This is a genomic window from Sphingobacterium arenae (genome assembly GCF_014692505.1).
Lineage (GTDB): Bacteria > Bacteroidota > Bacteroidia > Sphingobacteriales > Sphingobacteriaceae > Sphingobacterium > Sphingobacterium arenae.
Map to the genome: position 1 here is coordinate 254,411 of NZ_JACNYK010000004.1, position 26,748 is coordinate 281,158.

Annotated in this window: 19 protein-coding genes; 9 read left to right on the plus strand and 10 right to left on the minus strand. The window is 44.9% G+C overall.

All coding sequences use genetic code 11. The features are described from left to right. Positions 1 to 12 precede the first annotated feature (12 nt). From H8B17_RS15315 to H8B17_RS15335, 5 genes are all read right to left on the minus strand, one after another. Positions 13 to 1,545 carry a SusD/RagB family nutrient-binding outer membrane lipoprotein gene (locus H8B17_RS15315; protein ID WP_190310095.1) on the minus strand — a complete coding sequence of 511 codons (1,533 nt, stop codon included), beginning with the start codon at positions 1,543 to 1,545 and terminating at the stop codon, positions 13 to 15. A gap of 33 nt (positions 1,546 to 1,578) precedes the next feature. Beyond that, the gene (locus H8B17_RS15320; protein WP_190310096.1) at positions 1,579 to 4,833 is read right to left on the minus strand and encodes a SusC/RagA family TonB-linked outer membrane protein; all 3,255 of its coding nucleotides are present in this window, start codon (positions 4,831 to 4,833) and stop codon (positions 1,579 to 1,581) included. Between the two features lie 22 nt (positions 4,834 to 4,855). Next, on the minus strand, positions 4,856 to 5,971 hold the full coding sequence (locus H8B17_RS15325; protein WP_190310097.1) for a FecR family protein: 1,116 nt from the start codon (positions 5,969 to 5,971) through the stop codon (positions 4,856 to 4,858). Positions 5,972 to 6,029: 58 nt separating this feature from the next. After that, positions 6,030 to 6,659, minus strand: coding sequence for an RNA polymerase sigma factor (locus tag H8B17_RS15330; RefSeq protein ID WP_223816605.1), 630 nt, complete (start codon positions 6,657 to 6,659; stop codon positions 6,030 to 6,032). A gap of 128 nt (positions 6,660 to 6,787) precedes the next feature. After that, a complete protein-coding gene (locus H8B17_RS15335) occupies positions 6,788 to 7,684 on the minus strand; it encodes an alpha/beta fold hydrolase (RefSeq protein WP_223816606.1) in 897 nt (298 codons plus the stop codon). Positions 7,685 to 7,838: 154 nt separating this feature from the next. Between H8B17_RS15335 and H8B17_RS15340 the strand changes: the two genes are divergently transcribed. The 9 genes from H8B17_RS15340 (at position 7,839) to H8B17_RS15380 (ending at position 17,900) form a co-directional block, all read left to right on the plus strand. Beyond that, positions 7,839 to 9,623, plus strand: a complete 1,785-nt coding sequence (locus tag H8B17_RS15340; RefSeq protein ID WP_190310099.1) for a tetratricopeptide repeat-containing sensor histidine kinase — start codon at positions 7,839 to 7,841, stop codon at positions 9,621 to 9,623. Then, positions 9,620 to 10,381 carry a LytR/AlgR family response regulator transcription factor gene (locus H8B17_RS15345; protein WP_190310100.1) on the plus strand — a complete coding sequence of 254 codons (762 nt, stop codon included), beginning with the start codon at positions 9,620 to 9,622 and terminating at the stop codon, positions 10,379 to 10,381. Before H8B17_RS15340 ends, H8B17_RS15345 begins: the two co-directional genes overlap by 4 nt. A 109-nt stretch (positions 10,382 to 10,490) precedes the next feature. Next, positions 10,491 to 11,318, plus strand: a complete 828-nt coding sequence (locus tag H8B17_RS15350) for a hypothetical protein (protein ID WP_190310101.1) — start codon at positions 10,491 to 10,493, stop codon at positions 11,316 to 11,318. Positions 11,319 to 11,501: 183 nt separating this feature from the next. Further along, positions 11,502 to 12,476: a 2,3-diaminopropionate biosynthesis protein SbnA gene (gene sbnA, locus H8B17_RS15355; protein ID WP_190310102.1), complete on the plus strand. Its 975-nt coding sequence runs from the start codon at positions 11,502 to 11,504 to the stop codon at positions 12,474 to 12,476. After that, a complete protein-coding gene (locus tag H8B17_RS15360) occupies positions 12,473 to 14,221 on the plus strand; it encodes an FAD/NAD(P)-binding protein (RefSeq protein WP_190310103.1) in 1,749 nt (582 codons plus the stop codon). The genes sbnA and H8B17_RS15360 overlap by 4 nt, the downstream gene beginning before the upstream one ends. A 14-nt stretch (positions 14,222 to 14,235) precedes the next feature. Then, positions 14,236 to 15,615 (plus strand): alanine racemase, encoded by a 1,380-nt coding sequence (locus H8B17_RS15365; protein WP_190310104.1) that lies wholly within the window; start codon positions 14,236 to 14,238, stop codon positions 15,613 to 15,615. 131 nt (positions 15,616 to 15,746) lie between these two features. Further along, positions 15,747 to 16,496, plus strand: coding sequence for an SDR family NAD(P)-dependent oxidoreductase (locus H8B17_RS15370; RefSeq protein WP_190310105.1), 750 nt, complete (start codon positions 15,747 to 15,749; stop codon positions 16,494 to 16,496). Positions 16,497 to 16,587: 91 nt separating this feature from the next. Further along, positions 16,588 to 16,998 carry an Rrf2 family transcriptional regulator gene (locus tag H8B17_RS15375; RefSeq protein ID WP_190310106.1) on the plus strand — a complete coding sequence of 137 codons (411 nt, stop codon included), beginning with the start codon at positions 16,588 to 16,590 and terminating at the stop codon, positions 16,996 to 16,998. Positions 16,999 to 17,054: 56 nt separating this feature from the next. Beyond that, on the plus strand, positions 17,055 to 17,900 hold the full coding sequence (locus tag H8B17_RS15380) for an SDR family oxidoreductase (protein ID WP_190310107.1): 846 nt from the start codon (positions 17,055 to 17,057) through the stop codon (positions 17,898 to 17,900). Between the two features lie 115 nt (positions 17,901 to 18,015). Here the strand turns inward: H8B17_RS15380 and H8B17_RS15385 are convergent, their stop codons facing one another. The 5 genes from H8B17_RS15385 to H8B17_RS15405 form a co-directional block, all read right to left on the minus strand. Then, the gene (locus H8B17_RS15385; RefSeq protein ID WP_223816607.1) at positions 18,016 to 19,587 is read right to left on the minus strand and encodes an arylsulfatase; all 1,572 of its coding nucleotides are present in this window, start codon (positions 19,585 to 19,587) and stop codon (positions 18,016 to 18,018) included. A gap of 12 nt (positions 19,588 to 19,599) precedes the next feature. Beyond that, positions 19,600 to 21,357: a RagB/SusD family nutrient uptake outer membrane protein gene (locus H8B17_RS15390; RefSeq protein ID WP_223816608.1), complete on the minus strand. Its 1,758-nt coding sequence runs from the start codon at positions 21,355 to 21,357 to the stop codon at positions 19,600 to 19,602. 21 nt (positions 21,358 to 21,378) lie between these two features. Next, complete coding sequence (locus H8B17_RS15395; protein WP_190310108.1) at positions 21,379 to 24,801, minus strand: SusC/RagA family TonB-linked outer membrane protein; 3,423 nt, start codon at positions 24,799 to 24,801, stop codon at positions 21,379 to 21,381. A gap of 123 nt (positions 24,802 to 24,924) precedes the next feature. Beyond that, entirely contained in the window at positions 24,925 to 26,067 is a 1,143-nt protein-coding gene (locus H8B17_RS15400) for a FecR family protein (RefSeq protein WP_190310109.1), read from the minus strand. A gap of 96 nt (positions 26,068 to 26,163) precedes the next feature. Continuing rightward, positions 26,164 to 26,730 carry an RNA polymerase sigma factor gene (locus H8B17_RS15405; protein ID WP_190310110.1) on the minus strand — a complete coding sequence of 189 codons (567 nt, stop codon included), beginning with the start codon at positions 26,728 to 26,730 and terminating at the stop codon, positions 26,164 to 26,166. Positions 26,731 to 26,748: the final 18 nt, after the last annotated feature.

The following is a 26,748-nucleotide window of genomic DNA, read 5'->3' on the forward strand; positions in this document are numbered from 1 at the left end:
CACACGCGCTAGCTATGGCTGAAACCAAACCTTCACATTATGATTCGGCATCTTTCCGTCCATATGCTGTTCCACCCATTTGATTAAGCTCGGATTATTCTGTTCGTTATCCGAATAGACGTACCGTACCGGAATCGGTGCTAATACCGAGGGACCTGGTTTGATTTCAGGAATCCCCGTACGCCGCCACGATGCCCAACCCTCAAAGCCGTTCAAAAAACTGTCTATAAAATACTGTTCAGCAATCATGGTCAGTCCTTTTTCCGGTTGATACTGGTTCGTCTCTAGTGCCCAATACGCCTCTCTTTGGCTATCACTAATATACGGATTCTGTGATTGTGATTGACTTCCCACCTGTCTCCATTTATCAAACGACGCATCAACCGCATTTTGGTAAACCTCCTCCACCTGCCCGGTCACCCCCATATTTCGTTGGATCGCTTCAGCTTTTAACAGTAGCAGTTCGCTATAAGTCATTAGAAAAGCCCGGTCACCTCTTCTGATGCGGCGACCCACTACGGAAAAGTCGCCATCATCATATTTCGTTCTTTCGTAAAGCGCATCCTGTTCCGCTGAACTCAATCCTGCGGTCTGCCCACGGTATTCCAACCCCTTGTTAGGATTGCTGGCATTTGCCAAAAACGAATTTCGGGTCGGAGCGGCATAGACAGGCAATCGCGGATCCGAACCGCTCTTCAATAATCCGACCATCACATCACTTATCCGGGCATTGTCCGAAAAATCGACTCCACTGCCATCGGAGGAAGGATTTTGAATAAACCAAGCGTAATAGTCACTCGAATTGTTGTATACCAACGTAGCACCATCATCCACGCTCGAAAATACCGGATAACGATCCGGGTTATTGAATATTTCGGCCACTTGCTGCGAAACATCTTTTTTGGCCGACTGTCTCATCAATATCCGAATCATTAATGTATTTGCAAATTTTCGCCATTTCTGTAGATCGCCGTTGTACAGAATATCACGGCTAACGGAAACTCCTGCGGGGAGTTCAGCTAGAAGCGTATTCGCGGCTTCCAAATCTTCCAACATCCGTTGATAAACCTCTTCCTGCGCTTGAAACTTCGGGAATTCCAGTCCGTCCACATTTCCCATTCCTGCCTCATCGTAAGGAATATCCCCAAATGCGTCTGTAACCAAGGAAAGGATATACACCTTATTGATATGTGCGAGTGCAAGGTATTCCGGTTGGTTGTTCTGCTCTGCCAGCAGTTTCATCTGATTGACGTCCTTGATCAAACGTACCGCGCCGTTCCATTCCTCTCGCCAATTAGCACCCGTGAGGTTAAAACGACCGTCACTTTCACTTGTACCACCCGGATACGCCAGATGCTGTACATACTGTCCAGCTCTACGACCACTTCCCACCATCGTATTCACTCCACCGCTGATGACGGGCGGAAGCAACATTTCCACCGGCACAACAGCCGGATTATTGGGATCGATATTCATTTTCTCAAAATCGTTGCAGGACTGAAAAGCCAATACCGCAACAGCTATATACGCTAAATATTGTTTCATCTGTATTATCATTTTTTTATACACTACACTCCGTTAAAAAGCCACATTCACGGACATTCCGAAATTCCGCATGGACGGCAACGACATCGCTTCTACCCCTACAAATTGGCCATCGTACGCCGATACCTCCGGGTCAATATGCGGTACATCTGACCATAGCATTAAGTTTCTGCCGATAAAGGATATAGAAGCCCCCTTTATCGCTGTTCGCTGCAACATGCGCTGTGGTAACCGATAACTGACCTTCAATTCCCTTAATTTAAGGTACGACGCATCAAAAGTCGCGATACGGTCGTTGTTATAATATTCTCGCCAATAATCGCGTACCGGAATACCTACATTATTGGGCTGTCCGGTATCGATGTCTATTCCCTCCCCGATAATCGTTCCTGCACCATTTTCATCCCGAAACGGTAACGACTCGGGAAGACTTCCTGCACGGACGCCCTCAATATACGTCCGGGAATGAACTACACCACCTTTTTGACCAGCAAACAAGAAACTGAGGTTCCAGTTTTTATATCGAAAGTCATTGGCTATGCTGCCGATCCATTTCGGATTGACGTTGCCTAGATAACCCCAATCACCATTCTCTTCCTGTGGGAGACCATTACGGTGTGTCAGTTGGCCATTATCATCATAAATCAAGTAATCTCCGTAAAGCGACCCAGAAGAACCATCACCTTTCGTATTTTCCGTACGGAGTTCCAGCGATGCCCATCGTTCCAGTTGGCGTATGCGGGAGATACCCCTATCTTCGGCAAGCGAAACCACCCGATTTCTATTGAAAGAATAATTTACAAAGACATTCCATGAAAAATTATCATTTCGTATCGGTGTACCACTCAACATGATTTCCATTCCATGATTCGTCATCTCGCCCACGTTCATCAGCTTCGTATCGTAACCTGCCGACGGGTTTAGTGTTACCGGAATAATCAAATCCGTTGTTCTACTATTATAGTAGGTCAGATCCAGTCCGAGACGGTTATTAAATAATCGAGAATCAAATCCGAATTCGTAAGAGACCACTTTCTCCGGACGAATGTTTTCGTTCGGATAGTTGTTATTATGGATGGCTACCGTCTCTCCTCCCCAACCTTGTGTCACCAAGAAATTAGGTAACGTACGATATGGTTCTAGATCCCTTCTTACTGAAGACGCAGCACCTCGCAATTTCAACATATTGAATTTTTCGCTCGTCCAGCCGAACAAATCAGACGCAATGATGCTCAACGAAGCTGACGGATAAAAGTATGAATTATTGGCCTTGGGTAAAGCGCTCGACCAGTCGTTACGTCCGGTTAAATCGAGATAAACCATTTCCCTGAATCCTATTTGAGCCGTTCCGTAGATCGAGTTGATCTGCTTCTCCTGGTACGTATTCCCGGCCAGTAGAGGTTCACCATTATTGGTAAGGTTATATACATTCGGTATGGCCAAACGAGGAGCAATAGCTCCTAAACGCTTCGAAACCTGTGACATCAAGTTGCCCCCGAGCGATGCATCGAAAGAAAAATCCGAGTTAAGCCTTGGACTGTAGCTTAGTAGCATATCATGATTGGTTTCTATAAAATAGACGTCATCCTCCTGATAGTATCCGTTTTTATACTGACTAGACGAGTGGGCATGTCGCATGGTCCGTTTATCATTATAAAAATCGCGGCCCGACCGTAACATGAACTTCAAATCAGGACGAATGTCATATGTCGCTTTCACATTACCATATACACGATCTCTGTTGTTACCGTTTAAGTTTTCGTAAGCAACGAAATAGGGATTATTCCAGATGGTACCATTCATGTTAAAAATAGGAGAATGTTGTTCTGTCTGATTACTTTCCGGCCTCCAGTAATCCCGTAACGAACGAACGTCCAAGTTGCGGGGCATATATAGAAACATCCGCATAATCGATTCGTCATTCTTTGCGCCATAGCTTGCCCTGTTGTCGCTTCCACTATTCACCCAGTTCATCGCCACATCCAATCGCAAATTCGGAATAATCTGATATCCCGCATTCACGCCCAGCGAATTTCGGCTCAAATCCGTATTCGGCACCATGCCCGATTGAGACAGATTGGAGTACGAAAATCGATAATTTAGCTTATCATTACTATTGGATATAGAAAGACTGTTTGTAAAGGTCTTGCTGGTCTCCAGAAAATCTTTCAACTGGTTGCGATGCGCCACAAAAGGCGTTGCGATACGTTCGCCGGTTTGTGGGTCAATCGGCGAATCCCATTGTTTGATCAGCTGTCCATTCAAAGCAGGTCCCCAATTTTCCATGACGTTATCAAACTTATTTGCTTCCGTCCCCATACCATCTACGTATTCATAAACACCATAACGCCCTTGTCCGTATGCGTATTGGTAATCCGGAAGCTTCAATGGTGTCCCAAAATCGACATGCGAATTAAAATTTATTCCCACCCCTTTGACACCCTTGCCAGACTTGGTGGTAATTAATACAACCCCATTAGACGCGCGAGATCCGTACAAAGCAGCTGCATTAGGCCCTTTCAGTACCGAAATACTTTCAATATCATTCGGATCGATTTCACCCGCAGCATTTCCGTAATCCACTTCACCCTCCCCTCCCGTAAAATTTGGATTATTGAAGTCTTGTCGTCCGGTAAACGCGCGGGTAGATTGTTCGTTGTTGTTACTGATTGGGATGCCATCTACCACAAACAGCGGCGAATTATTATAGTTATAACCACTCACGAAATTCTGCCCCCTGATCTGTATGTTTGACGAAGCACCGATACCACCTGACGAGTTTGTGATCTGCACCCCCGCCACGCGACCGCTCAACGTATTCACTAGATTGGTCTCGTGCGCCTCCTGTATCATATCGCCATCGACCTGCTGTACAGAAAAGCCCACAGATTTAGAAGCACGGGTAATCCCTAGTGCCGTTACCACCACCTCCTCTAGCTCCGACGACTGCGCTGCCAACCGAACCAACAACGAATTCTTATCCTCTGCGCTGACCAGGAAATCTGCCTCCTCATGATTTTTATAACCAACAAGCGAAAAAATAATCCTATATCGTTTACCCACCTGTAAATTATTCAGAACGAAGACGCCGCTTTGATCGGAAGCTGTGGCTTTCGTATCTCCATGCCCTTTACTAGACACGGAAACTCCGCTCAGTGGATTCCCTCCCTCATCGAGCACACGGCCTTTAATCTGTCCGGTTTGCTGCGCCAGTACCTCCTCTATTCCAAAGGATAGGAAAGCTATGCATAGCCAAGATAAATAAAGAAAAAATCTGTTTGTTTTCATTTTTATTGATATTGTTTAGATTCTAGTTATTAGGTAATGAATTTATTTCGGTTGTGTCTACACCCTGTTTGTGGATGTCATCCCTTAATCGAATAAGCACGCTGTTAGCCGGCCCGCTCTCCTGTTGTAAATCGTTAACCAAGCAGATGGTGTGTAGTATCGTTTCCAGACTATCGTTTAAGGAAAATTCACCTGTGAATGTCAAGTTTCTCGGCACTTCAGCATCAATAGTTATAGGCGTATCAAATTTTATAGCAATCTGCCGGATGACCTCGGCCAAATCGCTTTTATCAAATCGAAGATGCTGCCGTTGACGAAGCGAGGCATTTTCCCATCTGGAGTCCGTTAATTGTACGGTGGGTTTAGATTTAACCGTCCGGCTCGTTATTGCAGTTTTGTGAATTTCGTCTATGGCCAATATCTCTCCAGCCACCAGATAGGTGTCTTGAATTCGCATCCTCGCCTCCTTCGTAGCGTGAACCATCACCTTACCCGAGAGTAGATGTACCGTCGTGTTATCCGTATTCCGACCGTCTACAATAAACTCCGTTCCGAGGGCTGTCGTGGTAAATCCATTCGCCACGACTTCAAACGGTAAAATACTGTCACGCTTCACAGCAAATTTCCCCTCGCCTTTTAGCAGCAAACTTCGGTTACCGGTACCGTAATCTTCATCAAAATGGATTGTACTATAGGGCGAAAGCAGAACCACGGATCCATCGTCGAATACGTGCAGCAACGAATCGTCCTTTGATGAAACCACCAATGTCTGGGAGGGCGTCACCGCAGTATACAGTGTTTCCGCTAGTGTATTTTCCCTGTGGTCAAGCATATAGTAAAATCCGAACATAAAAAAGACCAGAAGCACCGCCGCTACGCCAATCCACCTATAAGGAGAAAGTGTCCGAACCGGTGTTTGCATACCTGCACGGCTTCGGATTGCCTGCAACAATTCATCCGACTGTTCGGGGCTGAGTAACCGGTGGCTATCAACCTCCTCCACAAATTCTGTTTTCAGCCGTTCTTGCAGATCAGGCTGTTGCCTCTCCAAATTATCGAGCAGATCCTTCGTTTGCGGTTCTGTTAAGCCACCTTTCCAAAATGCGCGGATGCTGTTTCTTATTTTGTTTCCCATCATATATAAATACGATGGGCTATGCCACGAGGCAATGGTCTAATTGGTTAACAAATTATTACTAAAACGTAAACATATACATATTGGCAGACAATAAGAGTAGTACACCATTTCCATACGCATACGGATCACTTGTGGCAACATATTGCCTAATACATTTATTCGCCTGTTTCAGGTATTCCGAAACCGAGTTTACAGTTAAACCCAACATCTCCGCCACCCGTTCCTTGGAATGACCTTCATAACGGCACAGCCTAAAGACCTCTTTTTTACGGGGGGATAGCTGCCCGATAGCCTCTTCCAGCATCCTTAATTGTTCCGCAATAATCTCTTCTTGCTCCTGTATGTCTTCGGTATCCACGTATAGCGTGTCATAGTCTGCCACAAAGTCGATATGATCCCGTAGTTTTTTCTTGAGAAAGTCCATAGACTTATTGAAACTGACCACAAACAGCCAATTTGCTAAAGATTTATCTTTATCGATCTTGTACCTGTTCTGCCAAAGACTAAGAAAAACATCCTGCAAGATTTCCTGTGCATATTCAGGCGAGTGGACGACTTTGAGAATATTTGCGTAGATCTTTTGATGGTGGCGATGATATATCGAAGTGAAAGAGGATTCACTTCCGTGGTTTAGTTGTGTAATTTCTGTGGTTTCGGCCTCATCACCAAGCTTTACGTAACGTTCCATTTCTTTTTTCTCCATGTGGGATCTTCCAGAAGATTCCGCACGACAAAAATATCCTTTTCGTATTTCGATAGTGGCTAAACCATATTATATTATTGTTAATTCGATAAGATCAGTTTACAAGGCATAGTCTACCAAGCCTTATCCAGGAATTTTTCCAGTAGTGGAACGACCAAGTCCGTTTCTTTAAAATCAGGTTTCAAGGTGGTTACTTCACCGATATACTCCCCATGTCCCCCCGGAATAATTGCGAGTTCTGAATTGGTGATCAATTGATGCAACTCCAGCGCATGTTCCAACGTGATGACATCCTTATCCCCTATCAGCACCAATGTCGGCGCTTCTATATCCCGTATTTTTTCATCAGGAATATCCACAAAGTGGAGCATCCTTCGGGCATCTTTATCATGCATTACACGCAGACGCTTCACATCGGGAGTAACATCCAAATAGGCGTCTTTCAACTGTTGGGGCATATTATCGAGTTTAGCATCTTCCATGAACTCCCAAAACCATTGGGGTACCCCATTACGCTTAGCCAATGCCGAAGCTAAAATAATCTTATCCACTACGATAGGGTATTCCGTAGCAATATATAGCGTCGTTGTACCACCATTACTAAATCCTAGAAAATCCGCTTTATCGACTCCTATTTTTTTCAAGAGTGTGACCACATCATCCGCATCCTGTTGAAACGACAATTCCGTGTTTCTGTCACCGGTACGTCCATGCGCTTGCAATTCAACAGCTATTATTTTTCTATTTTTCGCCAATAAAGGAATGGCTTTTCCGAAAGTCGTCTGAATAGTAGATCCACCGCCATGAATCAAAACGAGCGGTTTTCCCTCACCATATATCTCATAATACATATTTAATCCGTTGACCTCCACATATCCCTGAAACGAAGCACTATCTAAAGTGAGCCCCTCCTCTTCGGATACCTCGGTAACGGTATATTCAGCTTTGCTCGCACTATTTGAAATCAGTCCCAAAGTTGTCAGTGCTATAGATGCCATTATCTTATTCATTCCTATAGATTATTTGTAGCAGCACGGCGTATTACCACAAACAAAGTTATATTTCCCATCAGCAATCTATCTTGCCTTAGGACAAGAAAGATACATCTAGGATTTCCGTAGTCTCCACAATCTTATTACTTTTGTTAATAACACTAAATACATTTTGAATTATTTTTTTCAACACATGCCTATCCAACGTCCTCGTTTATTTTTCCTAAAATTAGGCAGTTTGCTATTGATCTGCTGTGTGCATATGCAGATCGTTATCGGCCAACCTCAAAAAACGAAAACATTGATCGATAGTGCAGATCTATTGCTTAAGAAAGGCTTCGTTGAAGAAAGTAGGTCACTATATAAAAGAATTATATTAGAAGTTGAACGCAATAGCGTCCCGGACACCGTACAGTTGCGAGCCCAGCTTGGCATGGCGCGTGCTTGGCATATGAACCACCAACTGGATAGTTCGCTACAATCGTACCTAACAGCATTACAACTGGCCAAATCTGTCAAACAACCTTCTTTCCTGACGGATGTGTACATGGGAATAGGCGTACTCCACGCACAAGCTAAAAATTTCACAGAGGCGATACGCTATCTTGAACAGGCGGACAGTCTCGCAACAAAAACCTCCCTTAAAAAACTACAGATCAGGATCAACCTCGCCAACACGCTAATGGATGCCAATCGGGATGACGAGGCACTCCGGTATCTAAAGACTTCGTTACAGACGGCTCGGGTTTTGGATCAAAAGGCGATGCAAGCCATTATTCATACCAACCTCAGTAATCTATTTATCAAAGCGAAAAATTGGAAAGCAGCCATCACCCACAGTAGGGAAAGTCTCTGGATCAGAGCACAATTAAATCAACCACCATCTGTCGTGACATATAATAACCTCGGCTACGCGTTAACACAGTCTGGTGAGCTGAACGAAGGAAAACGATCGTATCTCTATGTACTCCCCTTTGCTCAGGGCACACAACGGCAACAAATTCTTAAAAATCTAAAGGATCTTTCCCTCTTACAAAATGATCACGCGACAGCCTTACAATATTTTGCGGAATATGATCAGCTCAAGGACTCGATACAACAGCAAGAATTAAAAGAACGGATCGCCGAAATAACGGAAGCCTATGAAAATGCGGAAAAATCGCGACAAATTCAGTCGCTACAGTTGGAAAACAAACACCGAAGCCAACAGCTTACGATGGTGATTATTGGAAGTGCGCTTCTTACTTTGTTGATCTGCTTAGCGACGTATCTGTATCTGAAAAACGAACGCGTAAAACGAGAGCTTAGCCATTCCAAGACAAGAAATCAATTATTGCTCGCACAGTTGAATCCCCATTTTATATTCAATTCGCTACAGCATGTACAGCACTACCTTTACAAGAACGATAAAGAAACGTCCATGACGTATTTAAGCAACTTCGCGCGTCTTATACGATCCACTTTAACACATTCAGATACAGATTGGGTTTCATTAGAAGAGGAGGTCGAATTATTACATCATTACCTTTACCTACAACGCCTGGCTTCACATAAGCCTTTTCATTATAGCATACACGTCGATCCCGAAGCAGATACGTCCCTTATACAACTGCCACCGATGCTCCTTCAACCATTTGTTGAAAATGCTATTAAGCATGGTATTGTGGAGCAAACGGATGCGCACATCGCGGTAGATATCCGTTTAGCAGGTCAAAAACTAATGATCAATATTTCCGATAATGGGAGCGGTATATCCAAGACCGCTCCAGACCGGTCCAATAATCTACACAAATCCATGGGATCAAAACTAGTTAGCAAAAGAATCGACGAAATCAATAAACAATACCCTAATTTCGCTAGTTTAACGATCGAAAAAGTGGAGCCCCATAGTGTCTATCCCGGTACTCGGGTCCGATTTTCATTTGATCTGACAAAAATTTCAAAAAGTTTATCATGACACAAAAAATGACCTGTCTGCTTCTCGAAGATGACCATTTCACCATGGCCATGATAGCAGATATCATTGCCGAAGTATACCCCCAGATCAAGATTATCCCTTGTTATCAGATAGCGGAAGCAGAACAATCCCTTGCTTCTGGCAAAGTCGATTTTTGCATCCTCGACATCAATCTTCCCGATGGAAATTCTTTCGATTGGCTCGGCCGTATTTCGAAAGAAATAAGCTATCCTTTGCGGATCATTTTCATCACCGCCTATTCCACATACGCAGCCAAGGCCTTCCGCTTCAATGCGTTCGACTTTGTCGTGAAACCCTTTTCTCCGGCAGACCTCTATACAGCTATCGAACGCGTATTGCAATCGGTCAACGATGAGTTCCGAAAAATCGAACTGGAGCAAGCTTTACGAAATCTAAGCCAGAAAGAAGAAGCAGAACAACGATTGGTGCTCAAAAGCCAAAAGGCTGTTCACATCGTACGGCTTGGCGAAATTTTATATCTCGCTGCCGACAATAATTATTGCAACTTCCATTTAACCGACGGACGGATATTTTTAGTCTCACAGCCTTTGAAACATTATCACGATAAGTTAAACGGTTTCGGTTTCCTACGCATACACCAAAGCTATCTCGTCAACCAGCAATACATTACCTCCCTAAAAAAGAAGTCGAACCAACTTATCATGTCTAATAAAGAAAGCCTTCCCGTAGCACAAAGCCGTCGTACGGAGATTATCGCCTATCTAGGTCAGCTCTGACGACAGCCGGAATCCTCAAATTTTAAGGGCAAATACTCAAGCATGCCCCGCTCCACTCTTTTTTGTTCCGCTATATCCCTACTTTTAGCTATCGAAAGAAGAGCAAATTATGAAAAGGATTATTATTTTAATTTCCGTACTCGGCATAGCCTTCCATAGCCACGCCCAAATTTTAAAAAAGATACAACGTAAAGTAGAAGGAAAGGTTGAAAAGTCTGTTGAGGACCTGCTGAATGGGGAAACGACCGAAAAGAACCCACAGTCAACGACTAATATGCCCGAAACCGCTGGCCCTAAAACCGCAGGAAAGTTTGAAATTCTAACGAAATCAGAGCCTTTTAAGGCCGGTCATGTCCTCTTGTTTGAAGATAGTTTAAACTACGACACGCCGGGTCGTATGGCAAAATATTGGCAGACAAATAGTACGGGTACCGTAGTAGAAATAAGTGGCGCTCCGGGAAAATGGTTAAAATTGGCCGACCAAGCTTCCTATCAATTAGATACCTTGCTTCATCTGCCACAAAAATTCACGTTGGAGTTTGATCTTCTCACACGCGCCAACGAAGCCAAAGATTTACGATCTATAGATTTTGGTTTCTCCAAGAATAACAGCACCCGGAAATATATCTATGGCGTTGCAAACGAAACCAATGTGTATACGAGCTTGCAATATTACTACGAAACCATCAACACCACCAGTAATTACAACAATAACCAAAGCAGGATTGAATTCCCATTGAGCAACTATGCCAACGCCATCATGCATGTATCGGTGTCCGTAGATGGTAGTCGGATGCAGGTTTATATCGACGAACATAAGGTTCTAGATGCAACCGTTCTGGATCCTCGCGCACCCAAACATTTCTTCTTATCCACGGAAAATTATCGTCAAAATGCCGTCGCTCTTATTAGCAATCTGCGCATTTACGGGTTTTAAGCAATATTATTTAATTTTAGTTCAACGCATCTCATACGTTAATTACGTACCCATACACCGTATTAATCCCTAATTTCTCTAAGTTACTACTTATAAGATCCCACCTTCCTCTATTACGGCATCTTTTTTGAATTATGTTAAAATACAATATAACAATTCAAGTAAACTTAAGGAATTCAGGTTATGAGCGTACTAAGCTTGAAAAACATAACGTCCACCTTAGAAAAGGGTATTGGCAACACCCCCTTGCGTAAACTGGAATCCTTGTCCACGGCTCTGGACATGTTCGTCTATGCAAAGCTGGAAATGGGAAACCCAAGTGGTAGTGTAAAAGACCGGTCTGCCACAAACATATTGGTGGATGCCATACGAAAGAGAGAGATAAACGCAGGAACCACACTTGTCGAGTCGTCTTCGGGCAATATGGGGATTTCTTTAGCGCGCCTTTGTAAGTTGTTAAGCTTACGCTCTTACATAGTCGTGGATCCACATATTAACGATCACGCAAAAAAATTACTACGCAGTTATGGAGCAAACCTCGTAGAGGTTACCGAAAAAGATGAAAATGAAGGTTACCTCCGTAATCGGTTAAAGAAAGTACAAGATCTGTTACAAGAAGTGCCGAATAGCTATTGGACCAACCAATATGGAAATCCGAATGTGCGTATAGCACACGAAAGTATATTTAGAGAAATTATCGGACAGTTAGGCAAAGCTCCAGACTATATGCTTGTCGCTACAAGCACCTGTGGTACAATTCGAGGTATAGCAGACGCGCTTGAAAAATCAAAATCACACACAAAGCTTATTGCGGTTGATGCCGAGGGCAGTATGCTGTTTGAAAGTAATCCCAAAGCCCGTTACATTCCAGGCATGGGCGCCAGCCAATCCTCCGTGTTTCTTCAGAAACACCAGGTCGACCAGTATGTGCTTATATCCGATCACCAAGCTATTCAAGGATGCCACTTACTTCGGGATGAAGAAGGCATGCTCATCGGCGGCTCGTCGGGCGCACTCGTTGCAGCACTTCATAAAATAAAAAATATCATTCCTACCCAAGCCACAGTCGCGTTGCTCTTCCCCGACAGTGGGGAGCGATACCTAGATACTATTTACAATGAAGAATGGATTCAGCAAACGTTCGAAAATATTAGATGATGATCTGGAGAACTGAGCACATTGTACAGGAAACAAACTTTTACACCTATGTACAGGCTAGAGAGCGAGAGAACCAGTCACTACATTACAGTAACACTGTCGCTATAGTCGGTGGCGGGCCAAAAGGTCTGTATGCATTGAATCACTTTATCAATCAACTAAAGCTGTACCCCACCTCCAAATATTTCAAGATTTTATGGTTTAATCAGGACAAACTATTTGGCTGCGGGCCAAATTACGATATACATCAGCCAGATTACCTGCTGATCAATTATTGCATTGGGCATGTGCAGGCATTTCACCCAGATTATCGGGATTACGAAAACCAAAAAAGCTTTGTAGATTGGTTAACCGCAGTAAAAACGATCGACACGCCCGTGGCGCCAACCGACTTTGCGTCGCGTGCTTTGGTTGGTCGTTACTTACAATGGGTCGCCACCGAGACGACCCGTAATCTACCTACCAATGTTCAATTAGAACTTATTTCACAGCCCGTCACCACGATAACCTACCAGGATATCAAGGTAATGGTCGAAACCCAAACCGGGGCTTGGGAGGTCGATAGCCTCCTGTTAGCCACAGGTCATTGTTACCAAAACAGTCCGCTTGTCCATCATCCAGAAATACCCGCGGCCCACTATATACGCGCGGCCTATCCCGTATCTCAATTTGCAGCAATTCCGCCACAAGAGCACGTCGGTGTTGTCGGGTTAGGTCTAACCTTCATCGATATCGCTTTGGCACTTACCGAGGGCCGAGGTGGTGTATTTTCCCACGGTCAATACAAGCCCACCGGAAAAGAACCGGTGATTTATCCCTTTTCAAGAACCAGTCTACCCATATGTTGCCGCGGCCCACAATACCACGCCCAACGTCCGCTATTTCTCATGACAGACGCTTGGTTTAGAACCTTAATGGATCGATCAGCAAAAATAGATTTTCTTACCGAAGTACTTCCATCGATTGAAAAAGAAGTACAGTTAGCCTATTATTCTGTGTTAATTGGATCCACAGACCTGCAAGCTATTTTAAAGAAAATAAAGTGCGTACCAAAAGAAGAGCGCTTTACCCTGAAAGATTTACTTCAACCCTCCCTTGGTTCCGAAGAAGAAATAGTGAGTTATATCCAGATGAATATCGAAGAAGCCCATAAAGGAGAAGATAAAAGCCCACGCATGGCCGCAGCTGCCGTGTGGGGTAAAATATGCCCGTGGATCGCCGACCTTTATAGAACGGTGGGCTATACCGGTGCTTCGCAGCAGCAACTAGACAGCTATTACTTCGGCGCATTCAATCGGGTAAGCTACGGTCCACCCATAGCCAATATGGAAAAGATATACGCGTTAGCCAAAGCCGGTATCATCCGCTTTTGTGCATTCCAAAACCCGAAGGTTCGTTGGCAAACCAGACAACAAACGTTTTTAATCCAAGATCCAAGTGGACTAGAGATACAAGTTGCTACGCTAATAGATGCACGAATCGGCCGGCCGGCGCTGCAAAAAAAGAATGCTTTTTTTTATGATAACCTTCTGCAGCAAGGTCTGATCAAGCAACATGAAAATGAGGGGTATTCCCCGGGTACCCTATCCATGGATAAACATGGGAAATGTACGACGATCAATAACGTACCCGTTTACTGTTATGGCTCAAATACCGAAGGTGTTTTTTTCGATAACGACACCTTATCGCGAACAAAAAACAATACCGCATGTTATTGGGTAGAGGAAACACTTAAAGATCGTTAGCACCATAAAAAAACATGAAGGAAATCTTTTTACCATTAACCCCCATCCTACACAACTGGGTAAAAAACATTACAACCCATCCTGCGCCCCTATTTCAGCAAATCGAACAATACGGATCTCCCATCAATATACATCATCTCGAACCATTAAAAGAAAACATAGCGGCCTACCAAAAAGTGCTGACCAAATACCAAGTAGCGCACCAAATATTCTTCGCACGCAAAGCCAACAAATGTCTGGAAATACCCCAGGCTGTTGCGCGGATGGGGCAAGGTGTGGATACCGCAAGTTACCGTGAGCTGCAGCAATGTATCGCGGCCGGAATCGACAGCCGCCAACTCGTACTGACGGCTGCCGTTAAAAACAAAAAACTCTTTCAGCTTGCACAAGCACATCAGGTCACTGTCGTATTGGATAACAACGATGAATTACAACTGGCACAAGAAGTAGCAGAAGAAAGCGGAAGCACCATAGAAGTTAATATCCGTCTGGGTGGCTTCTCGGTTGAGGGAAGAAAACTGCCAACACGGTTTGGGTTCGATTTGAGCAGCGCTTTTGAAACCATTTTGGCCTTATCAAACAACTACCCCAACCTTCAATATACGGGAGTCCATTTCCATCTCAACGGATATTCCGTTGGCGAACGAGTAGCTGCAATTGAACAATCAGTACAATTGATTGATAAATTGGCAAAACATGGCGTCCACACCCATTCCTTAGACATTGGAGGAGGTATATTGATCAATTATCTTCAGTCGGAAAAAGAATGGCTTGCGTTTCATGAAGGCTTGCGCGCCGCTATCTTGGGGACAAGGACCGAACTGACTTATCAAAACGACACATTGGGTATCGTAAAAATAGCCGACCGTCTTTTTGGAGAAGCCACCGTCTATCCCTACTATAATCGGACACATAAAGAAATCGTGTTGGAACAGATTCTGACCACGAAGTCGAGCATCTTCAACGTGCCCATCCACCAATTATTCACAGAAAGAAAACTAGAATTCCGAATGGAACCCGGCCGGTCGCTACTCGACCAAGTGGGTTGTACGGTGGCTAAAGTTGCCTTTCGCAAAAAGGACAGCCACGGGCGCTTATTGGTGGGGCTAGAAATGAATAGAACACAACTTCGAAGTTCCAGTGCAGATTTTTTGGTCGATCCGATACACCTTCCACAGCGGGATAGCAAAGAGAAGAACGAGGCCTGTTACGCCTATCTTGTAGGTAGCTATTGTTTAGAGCAGGAGCTTATATTGAAAAGAAAAATTCAACTAAATTCCTATCCTGAAATCGGTGATCTCATTCTGTTTCCAAACACCGCAGGTTACATGATGCATTTCTACGAATCAGAAGCCCACCTGTTTGAACTTGCTAAAAATGTATTTTGGCCATGAATTAGGTAGCATTTAAGCTTCATCCTGGTCTTTAAAGGCATATGGATACTGGTGTTCGTTTGCGTTGACAAAACAGGTGTATTAAATCATTATTTTATTTTCGTACATTTAAATCAATAAAATTATTCATTATGAGCAAATTACAAAACAAAGTAGCCTATATCACTGGCGCCGGTTCCGGCATTGGTAAAGCCATTGCCCTGCTATATGCACAAGAGGGAGCGAAAGTAGTTGTTTCAGATATTAACGAAGCCCACGGAAACGACGTGGTTGAACTTATCAAAAAAGAAGGCGGTAGAGCTTTCTTTGTAAAAGCAAATACCGCATCGCCAGAAGATGTAGAGCGTCTAGTCGCTAAGACCGTCGAACAGTACGGCCAGTTGGACATTGCGTGTAATAATGCGGGTATTGGCGGCAAGCAGGCTATGGGTGCCGATCTAAGCATCGAAGATTGGAAAAACATTATCGACATCAACCTTAACGGTGTATTCTATGGCTGTAAATACGCCACACAACAAATGCTGAAAAATGGTGGTGGTGCTATTATCAATATGGGCTCTATACATAGTATCACCGCTGTTCCGGGTTCGGTGGGCTACGCTGCTGCAAAACATGCCGTGCTTGGATTGACACGTAACTTTGGGGTAGAATATGCCAGTCAGAACATCAGGGTTAATGCCATCGGTCCCGGCTATATCGATACACCGCTGTTAGATATGCTTCCCACAGAACAAAAAGAAGCCTTGATCGCCAAGCATCCGATCGGTCGGCTCGGTAAAGCAGAAGAAGTAGCTAAGCTAGCGCTGTTTTTGAGTACAGACGAGGCTACATTCATCAATGGCAGCTATTACAATATCGACGGTGGTTATACAGCGGTGTAAATAAGGGGGAAAATAAGATGAAAATATGTAGACTAAATGTAAAATGTAACAACTATTATTACATTTATAAATTTATGACTATCTTTGCCTCATGAACAACACGCGGTTTGCAACGTTTCTCCATATTCTGACGCTCTTGGCCAAAACGCCGGGCGAATGGCTCAGTTCCGACTGGATTGCGGGCAGCATTCAGATAAACCCCGTGATTGTCCGTAAAGAGTTAGGGATTCTACAGGATCGAGGCTGGGTTATCAGCAAGAAAGGTAAAGAAGGAGGATCCATGCTGGGCGTACCGAGCAGCGAAATAAGCTTGGCAGATGTATACAAAGCTGTACAAAGCACGCATGTGCTAGGGAAAAAAAATCTGAATCCCAATCCAAAATGCCCTGTAGGGAAACTTGTCAACACCAAGTTAGAGCAGCTCTTTGTAGAAACAGACGAACTTTTATACGCCGCTCTTTCCCATCGAACACTCGAAAATTTTGTAGAGCAGTTTAAATAATTTTTTTCAATATTAATGTAACAATTTTTATTACAATAACTTTACGATAATACAATATGAAAACAGGAATTACAGGCGCTACCGGACAACTAGGTCGTTTGGTAGTACAACAATTAAAACAGCGCTTAGCCGCTGAAAACCTCGTTGCCTTGGTACGCTCGCCCGAGAAAGCAGCGGATCTGGGCATTGCAACTACCGTGTTTGACTACGACAAGCCCGAGACATTAACCGAAGGGTTAAACGGCATCGAGCATCTCCTACTTATCTCTGGAAACGAAGTCGGCCAACGCAAAGTACAACATCAACGAATTATCGATGCTGCGCGTCAAGCGGGTGTCAAATGGATTGTATATACAAGCTTGCTCCATGCCGATACATCGACATTGAGTTTAGCAGCAGAGCATGTCGAAACCGAGGCATTACTTCAGGCTTCCGGTATCCCCTACACCATTTTAAGAAACGGTTGGTATACCGAAAATTATACAGGTTCCATTCCGGGTGCATTACAAGCGGGTGCTTTTGTCGGTAGCGCAGCAGATGGAAAGATTTCTTCTGCCGCCCGTGCAGATTATGCAGAGGCAGCAGCAGTCGTACTGAGCAGCGCAGGCCATATCGGCAACGTGTACGAATTAGCCGGAGACGAAGCTCATACCTTACAAGATCTTGCTGCCGAAATTAGCAAGCAAACAGGTAAAAACATCCCTTACAACAACCTACCCGAAGCAGAATACGCAGGCGTGCTTGCGTCGGTGGGCCTACCTCAGCCGGTCGCAGAAGCCATCGCCAGCTGGGACGTAGGTGCTTCGAAAGGCGACCTATTCGATGATAAGAACGTATTGTCCAATCTGATTGGTCGCCCAACAACATCGTTAGCCGAATCGGTTAAAGCCGCATTGGTTTAAGAACATACAATAAGAAAAGGCCGTTCCTAAATGAAACGGCCTTTAATTTTATCTTTCCAATCCGCGATATGCTTATGGCATACACAGCTGTCAATTGCGCAGCAAGGTGTACCCATCACCGTTCTACACCAACCCCCATCGCCCAGTTGTCGTACGCCTTCTTCATCTTATCCACCATAGCTGGCTTCTGTTGGCTCAGGTCGTGCTGCTCGACCGGATCATCCTGCATATTAAATAACCTGACGTTTCCGTCTGCATCTCCTCCTACCAACTTCCAATCCCCGTCTCGCATTGCCCACTTACCAAAATGCTCCCAGTATAATGTGCGTTCCGCTCCAGTGTCACCTTTAAAAACAGGCAATAAAGACTCCCCCCGTATGTTCTTAATGGCATGACCTTTGAATTTTTCAGGATAGTTGGCTCCTGCAATATCGATACAGGTCGGCATGATATCCGTAATATGCCCTACCGCATTCGTTTGATGATGTTGTCTTTTGTGAGTACCATCAGGCCAGTGCACAATAAAGGGGGTAATGATCCCACCTTCCTCCGTCCATGATTTGTACTTCCTATAAGGTGTATTGGACACCTTGGCCCACGGTTCATCGTAGGCCAAATAAGATCCTGGTCGGCCAACTTTTGCACACGGGTCGTGCAATTTTCGTCCATCAATATTTTCTGCACTTGCGCCATTGTCGGACAGAAAAACAATCAGGGTATTATTGAGTTTGCCTTGTTTTTTCAATGTCGCTACAATCCGACCGATCCCTTGATCCATGCGGTCTACCATCGCCGCATACACCTCCATCCTATCCGCCCATGCTACGGGATTATCCAACGATTCCCATCTCGGTATTTCTGTGGGGCTAGCAGAAAGTTTATGCCGTCCATCGATTATTCCGAGCTTTTGCATCCGCTCGTAGCGCTGCCTACGAATGTGTTCCCAGCCTTTATCATACATCCCGTCGTAGCGTTCTATATCTTCCTCCAGTGCATGTAGTGGCCAGTGTGGAGCTGTATAGGCCAGATACAAAAAGAAAGGCTTATCCTGTTCCTTCCGGTTGTGCTTTTCGAGAAAAGATAGCGCCGTATCGGTAAAGGCATCTGTCATATAAAAATTCTCCATTGGCGGAAACCATAACTCATCTTCGTGTACCATCTGCCGTTTACGCGGCTCTTCCACCAGTTCGAAATAGCTACTTGCTCCGCTGATCAGCCCAAAATAATGATCAAATCCACGTTGCCGCGGCCAGTGTTCCGGACGTTCACCCACATGCCATTTCCCGGCCATATAGGTTTTGTAACCCGCTTCTTTCAACACCTCTGCCAACGTCACACTTTGTTCGTTCAAGAATCCCTGATAGGGCCCCGGCTTCGGTGTGCTTCCGGCATTACTCACCATCTTTCCCATCCCGGCTTCGTGCGGATATAATCCCGTCAACAGCGCCGCCCGGGAAGGGCAGCACCGTGTCGCATTATAAAAAGAGCGGAACTGAAGACCATCCCCGGCCAATTGGTCGAGGTTTGGTGTATGAATTTCACTTCCATAACAACCCAAATCAGCATACCCCATATCGTCAGCCATTATCAAAATAATATTGGGGCGATCAGCTGGTACAACCTGTCCGACTGCCGCATACGCAGAAAATAGCATTCCGGTAGCGAGTATCCAAAAAGTAAATCTCATATCGTCGTTCGTTTAATCGTCAATCGTGGTCAACGGTGGCAAATTTCGTTCGGTTCCCTGATATCCCTCATTCTGATTAATAACACCCAAGGTATTCGTATTAATCGCATCAGCCGGTATGGGGAAAAGCACATGGTAGGGGCTAATCCGACATTCAGAAGAACCCCACTTTAAATGGGTCTTGTAAAAGTTATTCGTCGCCATAACCCGGTCGTACCAAAAATTCTTCTTGCTGAAATCCGTCAACGAATAACCGTTGCGGCCTTCAGCTGCCATGATATACGAAATCCGTACCAACTCCGATTTACGGTGTTCCTCTGCGAAAAGTTCCCGCGCCCGTTCATCGAGGATGGTTTCTATGGTCATGTCGTCGGCAGCAACTTCTGCTGCATCAGCCCGTCTCCTTACTTGGTTGATATCTGCCGCCGCCGATTCCATCCTGCCCAGCCAATAATAAGCTTCTGCACGCAGCAAATAGGTTTCTGCCGAACGAAACACATAATAGTCGCCCTGCCCACCATTCGGCACCTGGTCTGTTGTGGCTTGCGGTACAAAGGTTTTATAAAACGGGAAAGAATGGTAATGTTGGAAAGTATCTACCACAGCCGAAAAGTTGGTCGGGTCTATAGGTTTTCCAAAATCGACCGATGCCGGATTATTATACAACAACTCCTCCTGTAGTACCCAGTTGCCATCCTTTCGCCTCAAGTCATTTTCATCTTTCCACAGCGCATAGAGGTAATAATTTGAAGGCCTGAGGTTCGAATTGCCGCGACCGAGCGAGTCATAGGTATCACCTCTATCTAACGTGCCTCTAGCCGCTTTACTATCCAACACACGAGCATTCCACCAAGCCGGGTGATAGTTGCGCATGGTGTGCAGCCCCCCTGTACGTACTTCTTCCGGCAGATCGTTTCTGTCTAGCACACCAAGAATCGTCTCTGAATTGGCTGCATTATGCACGTTTGCCGGACGGTGCAAGTCCCAGAACAGATTTCGATGAGGTGCAATCTCTACCTCCGGTCCAAACCGCTCCTGCATTAAGGGGTGCCGCTCAATGACATCCGTAGCCATTTCAACAGTCTTTTCATACGCTCGATTAGCCAAGCATACTTTCGATAACAAATGTTTGCCTGCCGACCGGCTTGGTACGCCGGGTCGCATCTGTTCCGGCAACCACGTTACGGCAAATTCCAAATCACTTTGTATACGATCCAGAATCGTCCAGCGCGAATGGGTATAGAAATCCAATTTGGCTTCCAGCAATTCCTTATCGAGAAAAGGTACATCTCCAAACTGATTGACCAGTAGATAGTACCAGTAAGCACGATGGAAGTAAGCCTCGGCCAGTATTTCATTCCGGTCCGTTTCATTTTCCCAAGTAATATCATCTATGCGGGAGATAAGCGCATTCACCACACGTACCGGCCGATATGCCCACTGGAAATTATCCAGGACGTAATAATTTCCATCGGCATTTGGCGTCAGCTGCAGGTTCATATTCCGTATACCGTTGTCATTGAGCGGCCCAGCCACCCCTAGCTCCGTGAAGATAGATTCCGACACCACGGTATTGAGCTCTCCATAAAACGAATTTCGTAGGTTCTTGCGTGCGGTAACCAACATCGACTCATATCCAGCCTTATTGATCAATAGGTTTTCCGGCGCATAAAATGAAAGCGGCTCTGGTTTCAACCATCCTTTAGAGCAGGAAGAAACAGCCAACATGCTTACAACTACGATTAAACTATATAAAATTCTTATTCTCATTTCATCAACTATTAAAATAAACTAAAACGATGCATTGAATCCGAGGGTAAAAATCCGCGGCATTGGGCTATTCTGTGATTCTGGATCCCAACCCGTCCATTTTGTCAGGGTGAGCAGATTGCGTGCACTCAAGAAAAACCGAAGATTATTCATGGAAACTTTGTCCAGCACCTCTTTCGGTAAACGGTAACCGATCGCGACATCCTGCAATCTCAAAAAACTACGTGACTCATACATATTGATCCCCCCCTCAAACAATCGGTAATTTACATTAAGTCGAGGGTGTGTATTCGATCTATTTTCGGGCGTCCAATACGGGATATCCAATGTATTTGCCCGGTCATAGATATTCGAACTTGAGTGGTTAAAATCATCGCGCGACCCCATGTGGCCAAGGTCAGCCCTGATGAAGATGTTGGCATCAAAATGTTTCCAGAAACTGAAGTCGTTCCGCCAGCCCAGTGTATACCGTGGCTGATGCCAACCGATAAATTGTTTATCGTCAAATTGCCGGTAAGCACCATCTGCGTTAACATCTTCTACGCGGTATTCACCTGGGCGCAAGCCGTATTGTGCTGCTGCTTCAGCCTCCTCAACCTGCCATATTCCCTGTATCCGGTAATCCCAGATCCTGTCCAAGGCCTCCCCCGGAAAATAACCATTTGCATAATCCGGAACCTCCCGCTGCACAAGCTGTCCATTGACCTCTTCTTCCATCATATCCCCCCAGAGGCGATCGATACGATTACGGTTTAACGAAAACACAAAGCTACTCCGCCAATTTAGATTTTCCTTCTTTATGATCTGCCCCTGTACCGTTGCATTTATACCCCTGTTGGAAAGTTCGCCAAGATTTGTCGTGACCGATTCATAGCCGATAATCCGTGGTAACCTCCGGTCCAATAAAAGATCGTAGGTCGTTCCCTTGTATGCATCTATTGTCGCGGTAAGTCTGCTGTCAAAAGCGGTGAGGTCGAATCCGATGTTGTAGGCCTCCGTTCCCTCCCATTTCAGGTTGGGATTGGCCATCGAGCTATTTGTTAGCCCCACCACCACGTTCGAACCATCAAAATATGCGTTGCGCGCGAGGTTAGAAAGCGCAGCGTATCCGGGCACATCTCTGTTTCCGTTCACCCCCCAAGAGACACGCATCTTGAGGTCATTTATCCAAGCCACGTCAAAAAAACGCTCCTGAGACAATCTCCACGCAAAAGCTGCGGACGGAAAGAACCCTCTCGGGTTATTTTGGCCAAACGCAGAAAACCCATCCCTACGCCAAGACAAGGTAAACAGATAACGTTCATCGTAATTGTAATTCATACGTGCCATCAAAGCATCTCCCGTACGCACCCTATCATTGTTATTGATAGAAGGATTCGCCCCATATTGCAAACCATGCCAAGAAAGATTTTCATTGGGACCAAAATTTTCATTTTCCTGAAAAGACTGCTGTATCTGTAATTTTTCCGCATTAACCAAAAAAGTAAAGTCGAATGCATGCTTATCGAAACGTTGCGACCAAGTTAAGATATTATCGACCATCCATTCATAGGAGTGTTCGTCAGACCGCGTACCATATCCATTACGGCGCGTCACGCCCCCCATCATCGTTGTAGAAGGCCAAAAATTATAGTCTTTTTCCGTCACCAAGCGATTTTGGAAAGATGCACGATATTTAATACCGAAAGGCAGTTTCAATTCTGCATAGAACGTTGCAAACAAGCGGTTATTTTTTCGATACTGATCCTTATAGTAGGGCTCTAAGAAAGCATTAGAAAATGAAGGATCTTCCTGCGGAAACCTCACCAGCATGCCATCATCCTCCATAAACTTACCATAGGGACTAAGTCTGTTTATCCCTCCAGCAGGCACAGAACTGTTGTCGGAAGTTGCAAACTGCGTATTTACTCCGATTTTCAAAAATTCAGCAACAGCCCCTTCCAGATTTAAACGCGTCCGCCAGGTCTTTAGCCGATCACCATAGATGATCCCTTCATTATCTGTATATCCAGTTGAGAGGTAATAGTTTAGGCGAGATGCTTTTCCAGACAATGCGATGTCATTGTTGTGGCGGAGCCCCTGCTGCATCCGTTTATCATACCAGTCGATGATCCGTCCTTGTTGGAAACCTTCGATTTCGAGATTGTTCAAGCGTAATCGTTTTAGCCATTCCACAGTATTATCCGCATCAGCATTATTGCTGTAATTCCGCCACTGCTCCAGCGAAACATTTTCCGGCAGCTGCCCCGGATTCGAATAATAACCTTCCCCATCCCGTGGTGCCATTTGCTGCATAAGATCCTGCCTAAACCTTAAGTAACCTTCGGCATCAAAAGGTTTATAATCGTTGGATACGGATGCCAGCCCCCACATGGAGGAAAGCGTCACGGTAGGCACTTCGCTATTACCACGTTTCGTCGTCACGATGATCACCCCAGAAGCAGCACGCGCCCCGTAAACGGCCGCGGAACTAGCATCTTGCAGTACATCTATCGTGGCAATATCGAAGGGATTGATATCCTGTAAGGCTCCGTTGTAGATCACACCGTCTAATACGATCAGCGGACTCGTACCCGCAGTAATGGAATTGGCACCCCTCACCTCCAACGATCCACCTCCCCCGGCGCCTGTTGCCTGGCTACTGGCAATACCGGCCACCGTTCCACTTAAAAATTCGCTCAGATTGGTAGCCGACTGGCTTTCGAAATCACGCGCATCCACGCGAGAAATGGCACCCGTTAGGTCGCTTCTTTTCTGCGTGCCGTATCCAATCACCACAGCTTCTTCTAGGTCGTTCATGGCGGCTCGCAGACTAATTTCCAGACTAGAGCGACCTTTCAGCTCCACTTCTTGAGTTTCGTATCCTAGGCGTGTAAACACTAAAACCCTTGCCTGGTCTGGCAGGTCGAGGCGGAAATTTCCATCGGCATCGGTTTTTGTTGCCGCAGAAAAATTCTTTACCAATATTGTCGTGCCCTCCAACGGTAATCCATTTTCATCGGTCACCTTTCCTGTCATACCGCTTTGTACTGCCTGTTCTGGAGATTCCGGCAGATCCGGGCTCCGTTTGCGGGTAATATTCGTAGCTACTTTTCGACGTACGAGTACTGTCCGGTCACGGATGGAATAGTCGAGTGGCTGCCCATCGAAACATATCGCTAAGGCCTTTTCTAGACTAGCATTATGCAATTTGACCGTCACCGGATGTGCCCTTTTTAGATCGCGGTCCGCATAGATAAAATCGACACCACTTTGTTCACTCAATACTTTTACGATCTCCCTTAAGGGAGCATTTTTCTTGGTTATATTGATTTGTGCACGGGATTCTGCAGAAACCTGTAGAATAAGCACAGTTAAAAAGAATACGGTTATGCGCATCGCTTTCGATATTGTTCGATAATCCTGCCTATTACAGGGGAATACCTTCGTATAGTTTATAATCATTAACTTTGTATGTTTGGTTATTCTTCAATTGTTTAGACGATAAAAAGGAACAGCCAAATATCCGGACGGAAGGGGTCTCAAGCACTTCCGTCTTTTTTTTGGAGTCCTACAACAAACTCACTTTTACATCACTTTCACCCTCCTTCCTTCCATCTCAAACTGAACGGCCTGTGTATAACTAATCTTATCCAAAATTTCGGATATATGTGCGTACCGGCTCATTGAACCGGTAAAGGTAATGGCAGGCTTATCGCCCTGGTAAACAATCTCTACGTCATACCAACGTGCCAACATTTTTAAGATATTTTCCAAAGGTTCCTGCTCGAATACAAACTTGCCCTCTTTCCATGCCGTAAAGAGGCTTACGTCAACCTTATTTATCGTCAAATTATGTCCTTGTAAAATAGTCTGTTGCCCCGGTTTGAGCGGATGATACATCCGTTCCTTTTCACCTTCCGTATCACCTAGGGACACCTTAACGTTTCCTTCGATAAGTGTGGTCAGAATCTTATTGTCTTCCGCATAAGCAGAAATATTAAATTGAGTTCCCAGTACATCCACCGTCTGCACGCCTGTCTGAACGCGAAATGGCACCTTATGTGAAAGGCCGTTTTGGTCCAGTGACACCACTTTGGCTACATCAAAATAAGCTTCGCCTTCTAAGACTACATAACGTTCGTTCGTTCCGAAATGCGCAGGATAACGTAGTGATGATTCCGCATTCAACCATACACGCGTACTATCTGGGAGTGTAAGTGCATACTGTCCGCCACGAGGTGTCTTTAAAGTCAGCATTTGTCCAGCGATTTCGGCACTAACTATTTGTCCGTCTTCATATTTAATCGAATCGCCTATCACAATACCTTTATGCAGGCCACTCAATGCTATTTCCTCTCCCGTTTCTAACAAAAGAGTCGCCGTATTTTTGCCCGGCACAATAGAATCCTGATGTACTGCTATACGAGTCTGCTCAACAGAAACTGGCTTATAAAGAAAGATAAATAAACCCACAATTACGGCGGCGGCAGCCGCGTAATACCAGAATGGTTTGATTTGACGTGACGGTCTATTTTTCACAATCTGACTATCTACACCCTGTTTGATCCTATCCTTTAGCCTCTCCCGGTCAGCTACGTTCAGCTGTCTCAGGATATCGCTATCCTTTTCAAATAATCTGTAATAAACATCCACTAACTGTTGCTCCTCTTTAGAGGCCGTACCGTTTCGATATTTTTCCAGAAGTTCTAAAAAAGTTTTCCTATCCATGATTAGCGAGGTTACACTAATAAGACAAGGTACCTTGGCATTTTCCCGAAAAAAAAAACAAAAAAATCAACGACGAGAAAAAAAGTGCCCGCTAAATCAGAAAAACTTGGTCAGGAGTATTAACAAAGCTAAGGACGCCCGCAGTTGCGCCAAGGCTAAACTTAATTGGTTTTGAACAGTTTTCCTGTTCATTTTTAACTGTTTGGCGATTTCTGCAGTATCCAATTCCTGTTCAAACCGCATCTTATAAATTATTTGCTGTTTCGCATTCAAGGAGTTAACGAGTGCTTCCGCCACAGCAACCAATTCCTTATCCAACAACGGGGTATCGCTCGATTCAGCGGCTGCCCGGTATTCTACCAAAAGCTCCGCAATGGGGACATAACGCTTTTCCTTTTCAAACCAGTTGAGTACCCTATTCTTAACCGCTATATAGAGATATCCACGAATATTTTCGATACATAATTCGTCCATTTGATCCCATAAGGCGACAAAAATATCCTGCGTAATGTTTTCCGCTATATCGTACTGACGGCACCGTATAAACGCTTGCTCAAAGACGTACTCCCAATGCGCTTCATACAGCATCGTAAAAGCCTGCTCATCCTGTGTTTGCGAACGAGATAATAAATTTGACGTCGTGTGAGATTTACAATCGGCCATAAGTTGTATGCCATGTTA

Excerpts from the sequence above, each read along its gene's own strand:
- H8B17_RS15405 (WP_190310110.1), bottom strand. The coding sequence starts at position 26,730 with ATGGCCGATTGTAAATCTCACACGACGTCAAATTTATTATCTCGTTCG.
- H8B17_RS15375 (WP_190310106.1), top strand. The coding sequence starts at position 16,588 with ATGAACAACACGCGGTTTGCAACGTTTCTCCATATTCTGACGCTCTTG.
- H8B17_RS15370 (WP_190310105.1), top strand. The coding sequence starts at position 15,747 with ATGAGCAAATTACAAAACAAAGTAGCCTATATCACTGGCGCCGGTTCC.
- H8B17_RS15320 (WP_190310096.1), bottom strand. The coding sequence starts at position 4,833 with ATGAAAACAAACAGATTTTTTCTTTATTTATCTTGGCTATGCATAGCT.
- H8B17_RS15335 (WP_223816606.1), bottom strand. The coding sequence starts at position 7,684 with ATGAATAAGATAATGGCATCTATAGCACTGACAACTTTGGGACTGATT.
- H8B17_RS15360 (WP_190310103.1), top strand. The coding sequence starts at position 12,473 with ATGATGATCTGGAGAACTGAGCACATTGTACAGGAAACAAACTTTTAC.
- H8B17_RS15325 (WP_190310097.1), bottom strand. The coding sequence starts at position 5,971 with ATGATGGGAAACAAAATAAGAAACAGCATCCGCGCATTTTGGAAAGGT.
- H8B17_RS15350 (WP_190310101.1), top strand. The coding sequence starts at position 10,491 with ATGAAAAGGATTATTATTTTAATTTCCGTACTCGGCATAGCCTTCCAT.
- H8B17_RS15345 (WP_190310100.1), top strand. The coding sequence starts at position 9,620 with ATGACACAAAAAATGACCTGTCTGCTTCTCGAAGATGACCATTTCACC.
- sbnA (WP_190310102.1), top strand. The coding sequence starts at position 11,502 with ATGAGCGTACTAAGCTTGAAAAACATAACGTCCACCTTAGAAAAGGGT.
- H8B17_RS15365 (WP_190310104.1), top strand. The coding sequence starts at position 14,236 with ATGAAGGAAATCTTTTTACCATTAACCCCCATCCTACACAACTGGGTA.
- H8B17_RS15315 (WP_190310095.1), bottom strand. The coding sequence starts at position 1,545 with ATGAAACAATATTTAGCGTATATAGCTGTTGCGGTATTGGCTTTTCAG.
- H8B17_RS15380 (WP_190310107.1), top strand. The coding sequence starts at position 17,055 with ATGAAAACAGGAATTACAGGCGCTACCGGACAACTAGGTCGTTTGGTA.
- H8B17_RS15400 (WP_190310109.1), bottom strand. The coding sequence starts at position 26,067 with ATGGATAGGAAAACTTTTTTAGAACTTCTGGAAAAATATCGAAACGGT.
- H8B17_RS15390 (WP_223816608.1), bottom strand. The coding sequence starts at position 21,357 with ATGAGAATAAGAATTTTATATAGTTTAATCGTAGTTGTAAGCATGTTG.
- H8B17_RS15385 (WP_223816607.1), bottom strand. The coding sequence starts at position 19,587 with ATGAGATTTACTTTTTGGATACTCGCTACCGGAATGCTATTTTCTGCG.
- H8B17_RS15395 (WP_190310108.1), bottom strand. The coding sequence starts at position 24,801 with ATGATTATAAACTATACGAAGGTATTCCCCTGTAATAGGCAGGATTAT.
- H8B17_RS15330 (WP_223816605.1), bottom strand. The coding sequence starts at position 6,659 with ATGGAACGTTACGTAAAGCTTGGTGATGAGGCCGAAACCACAGAAATT.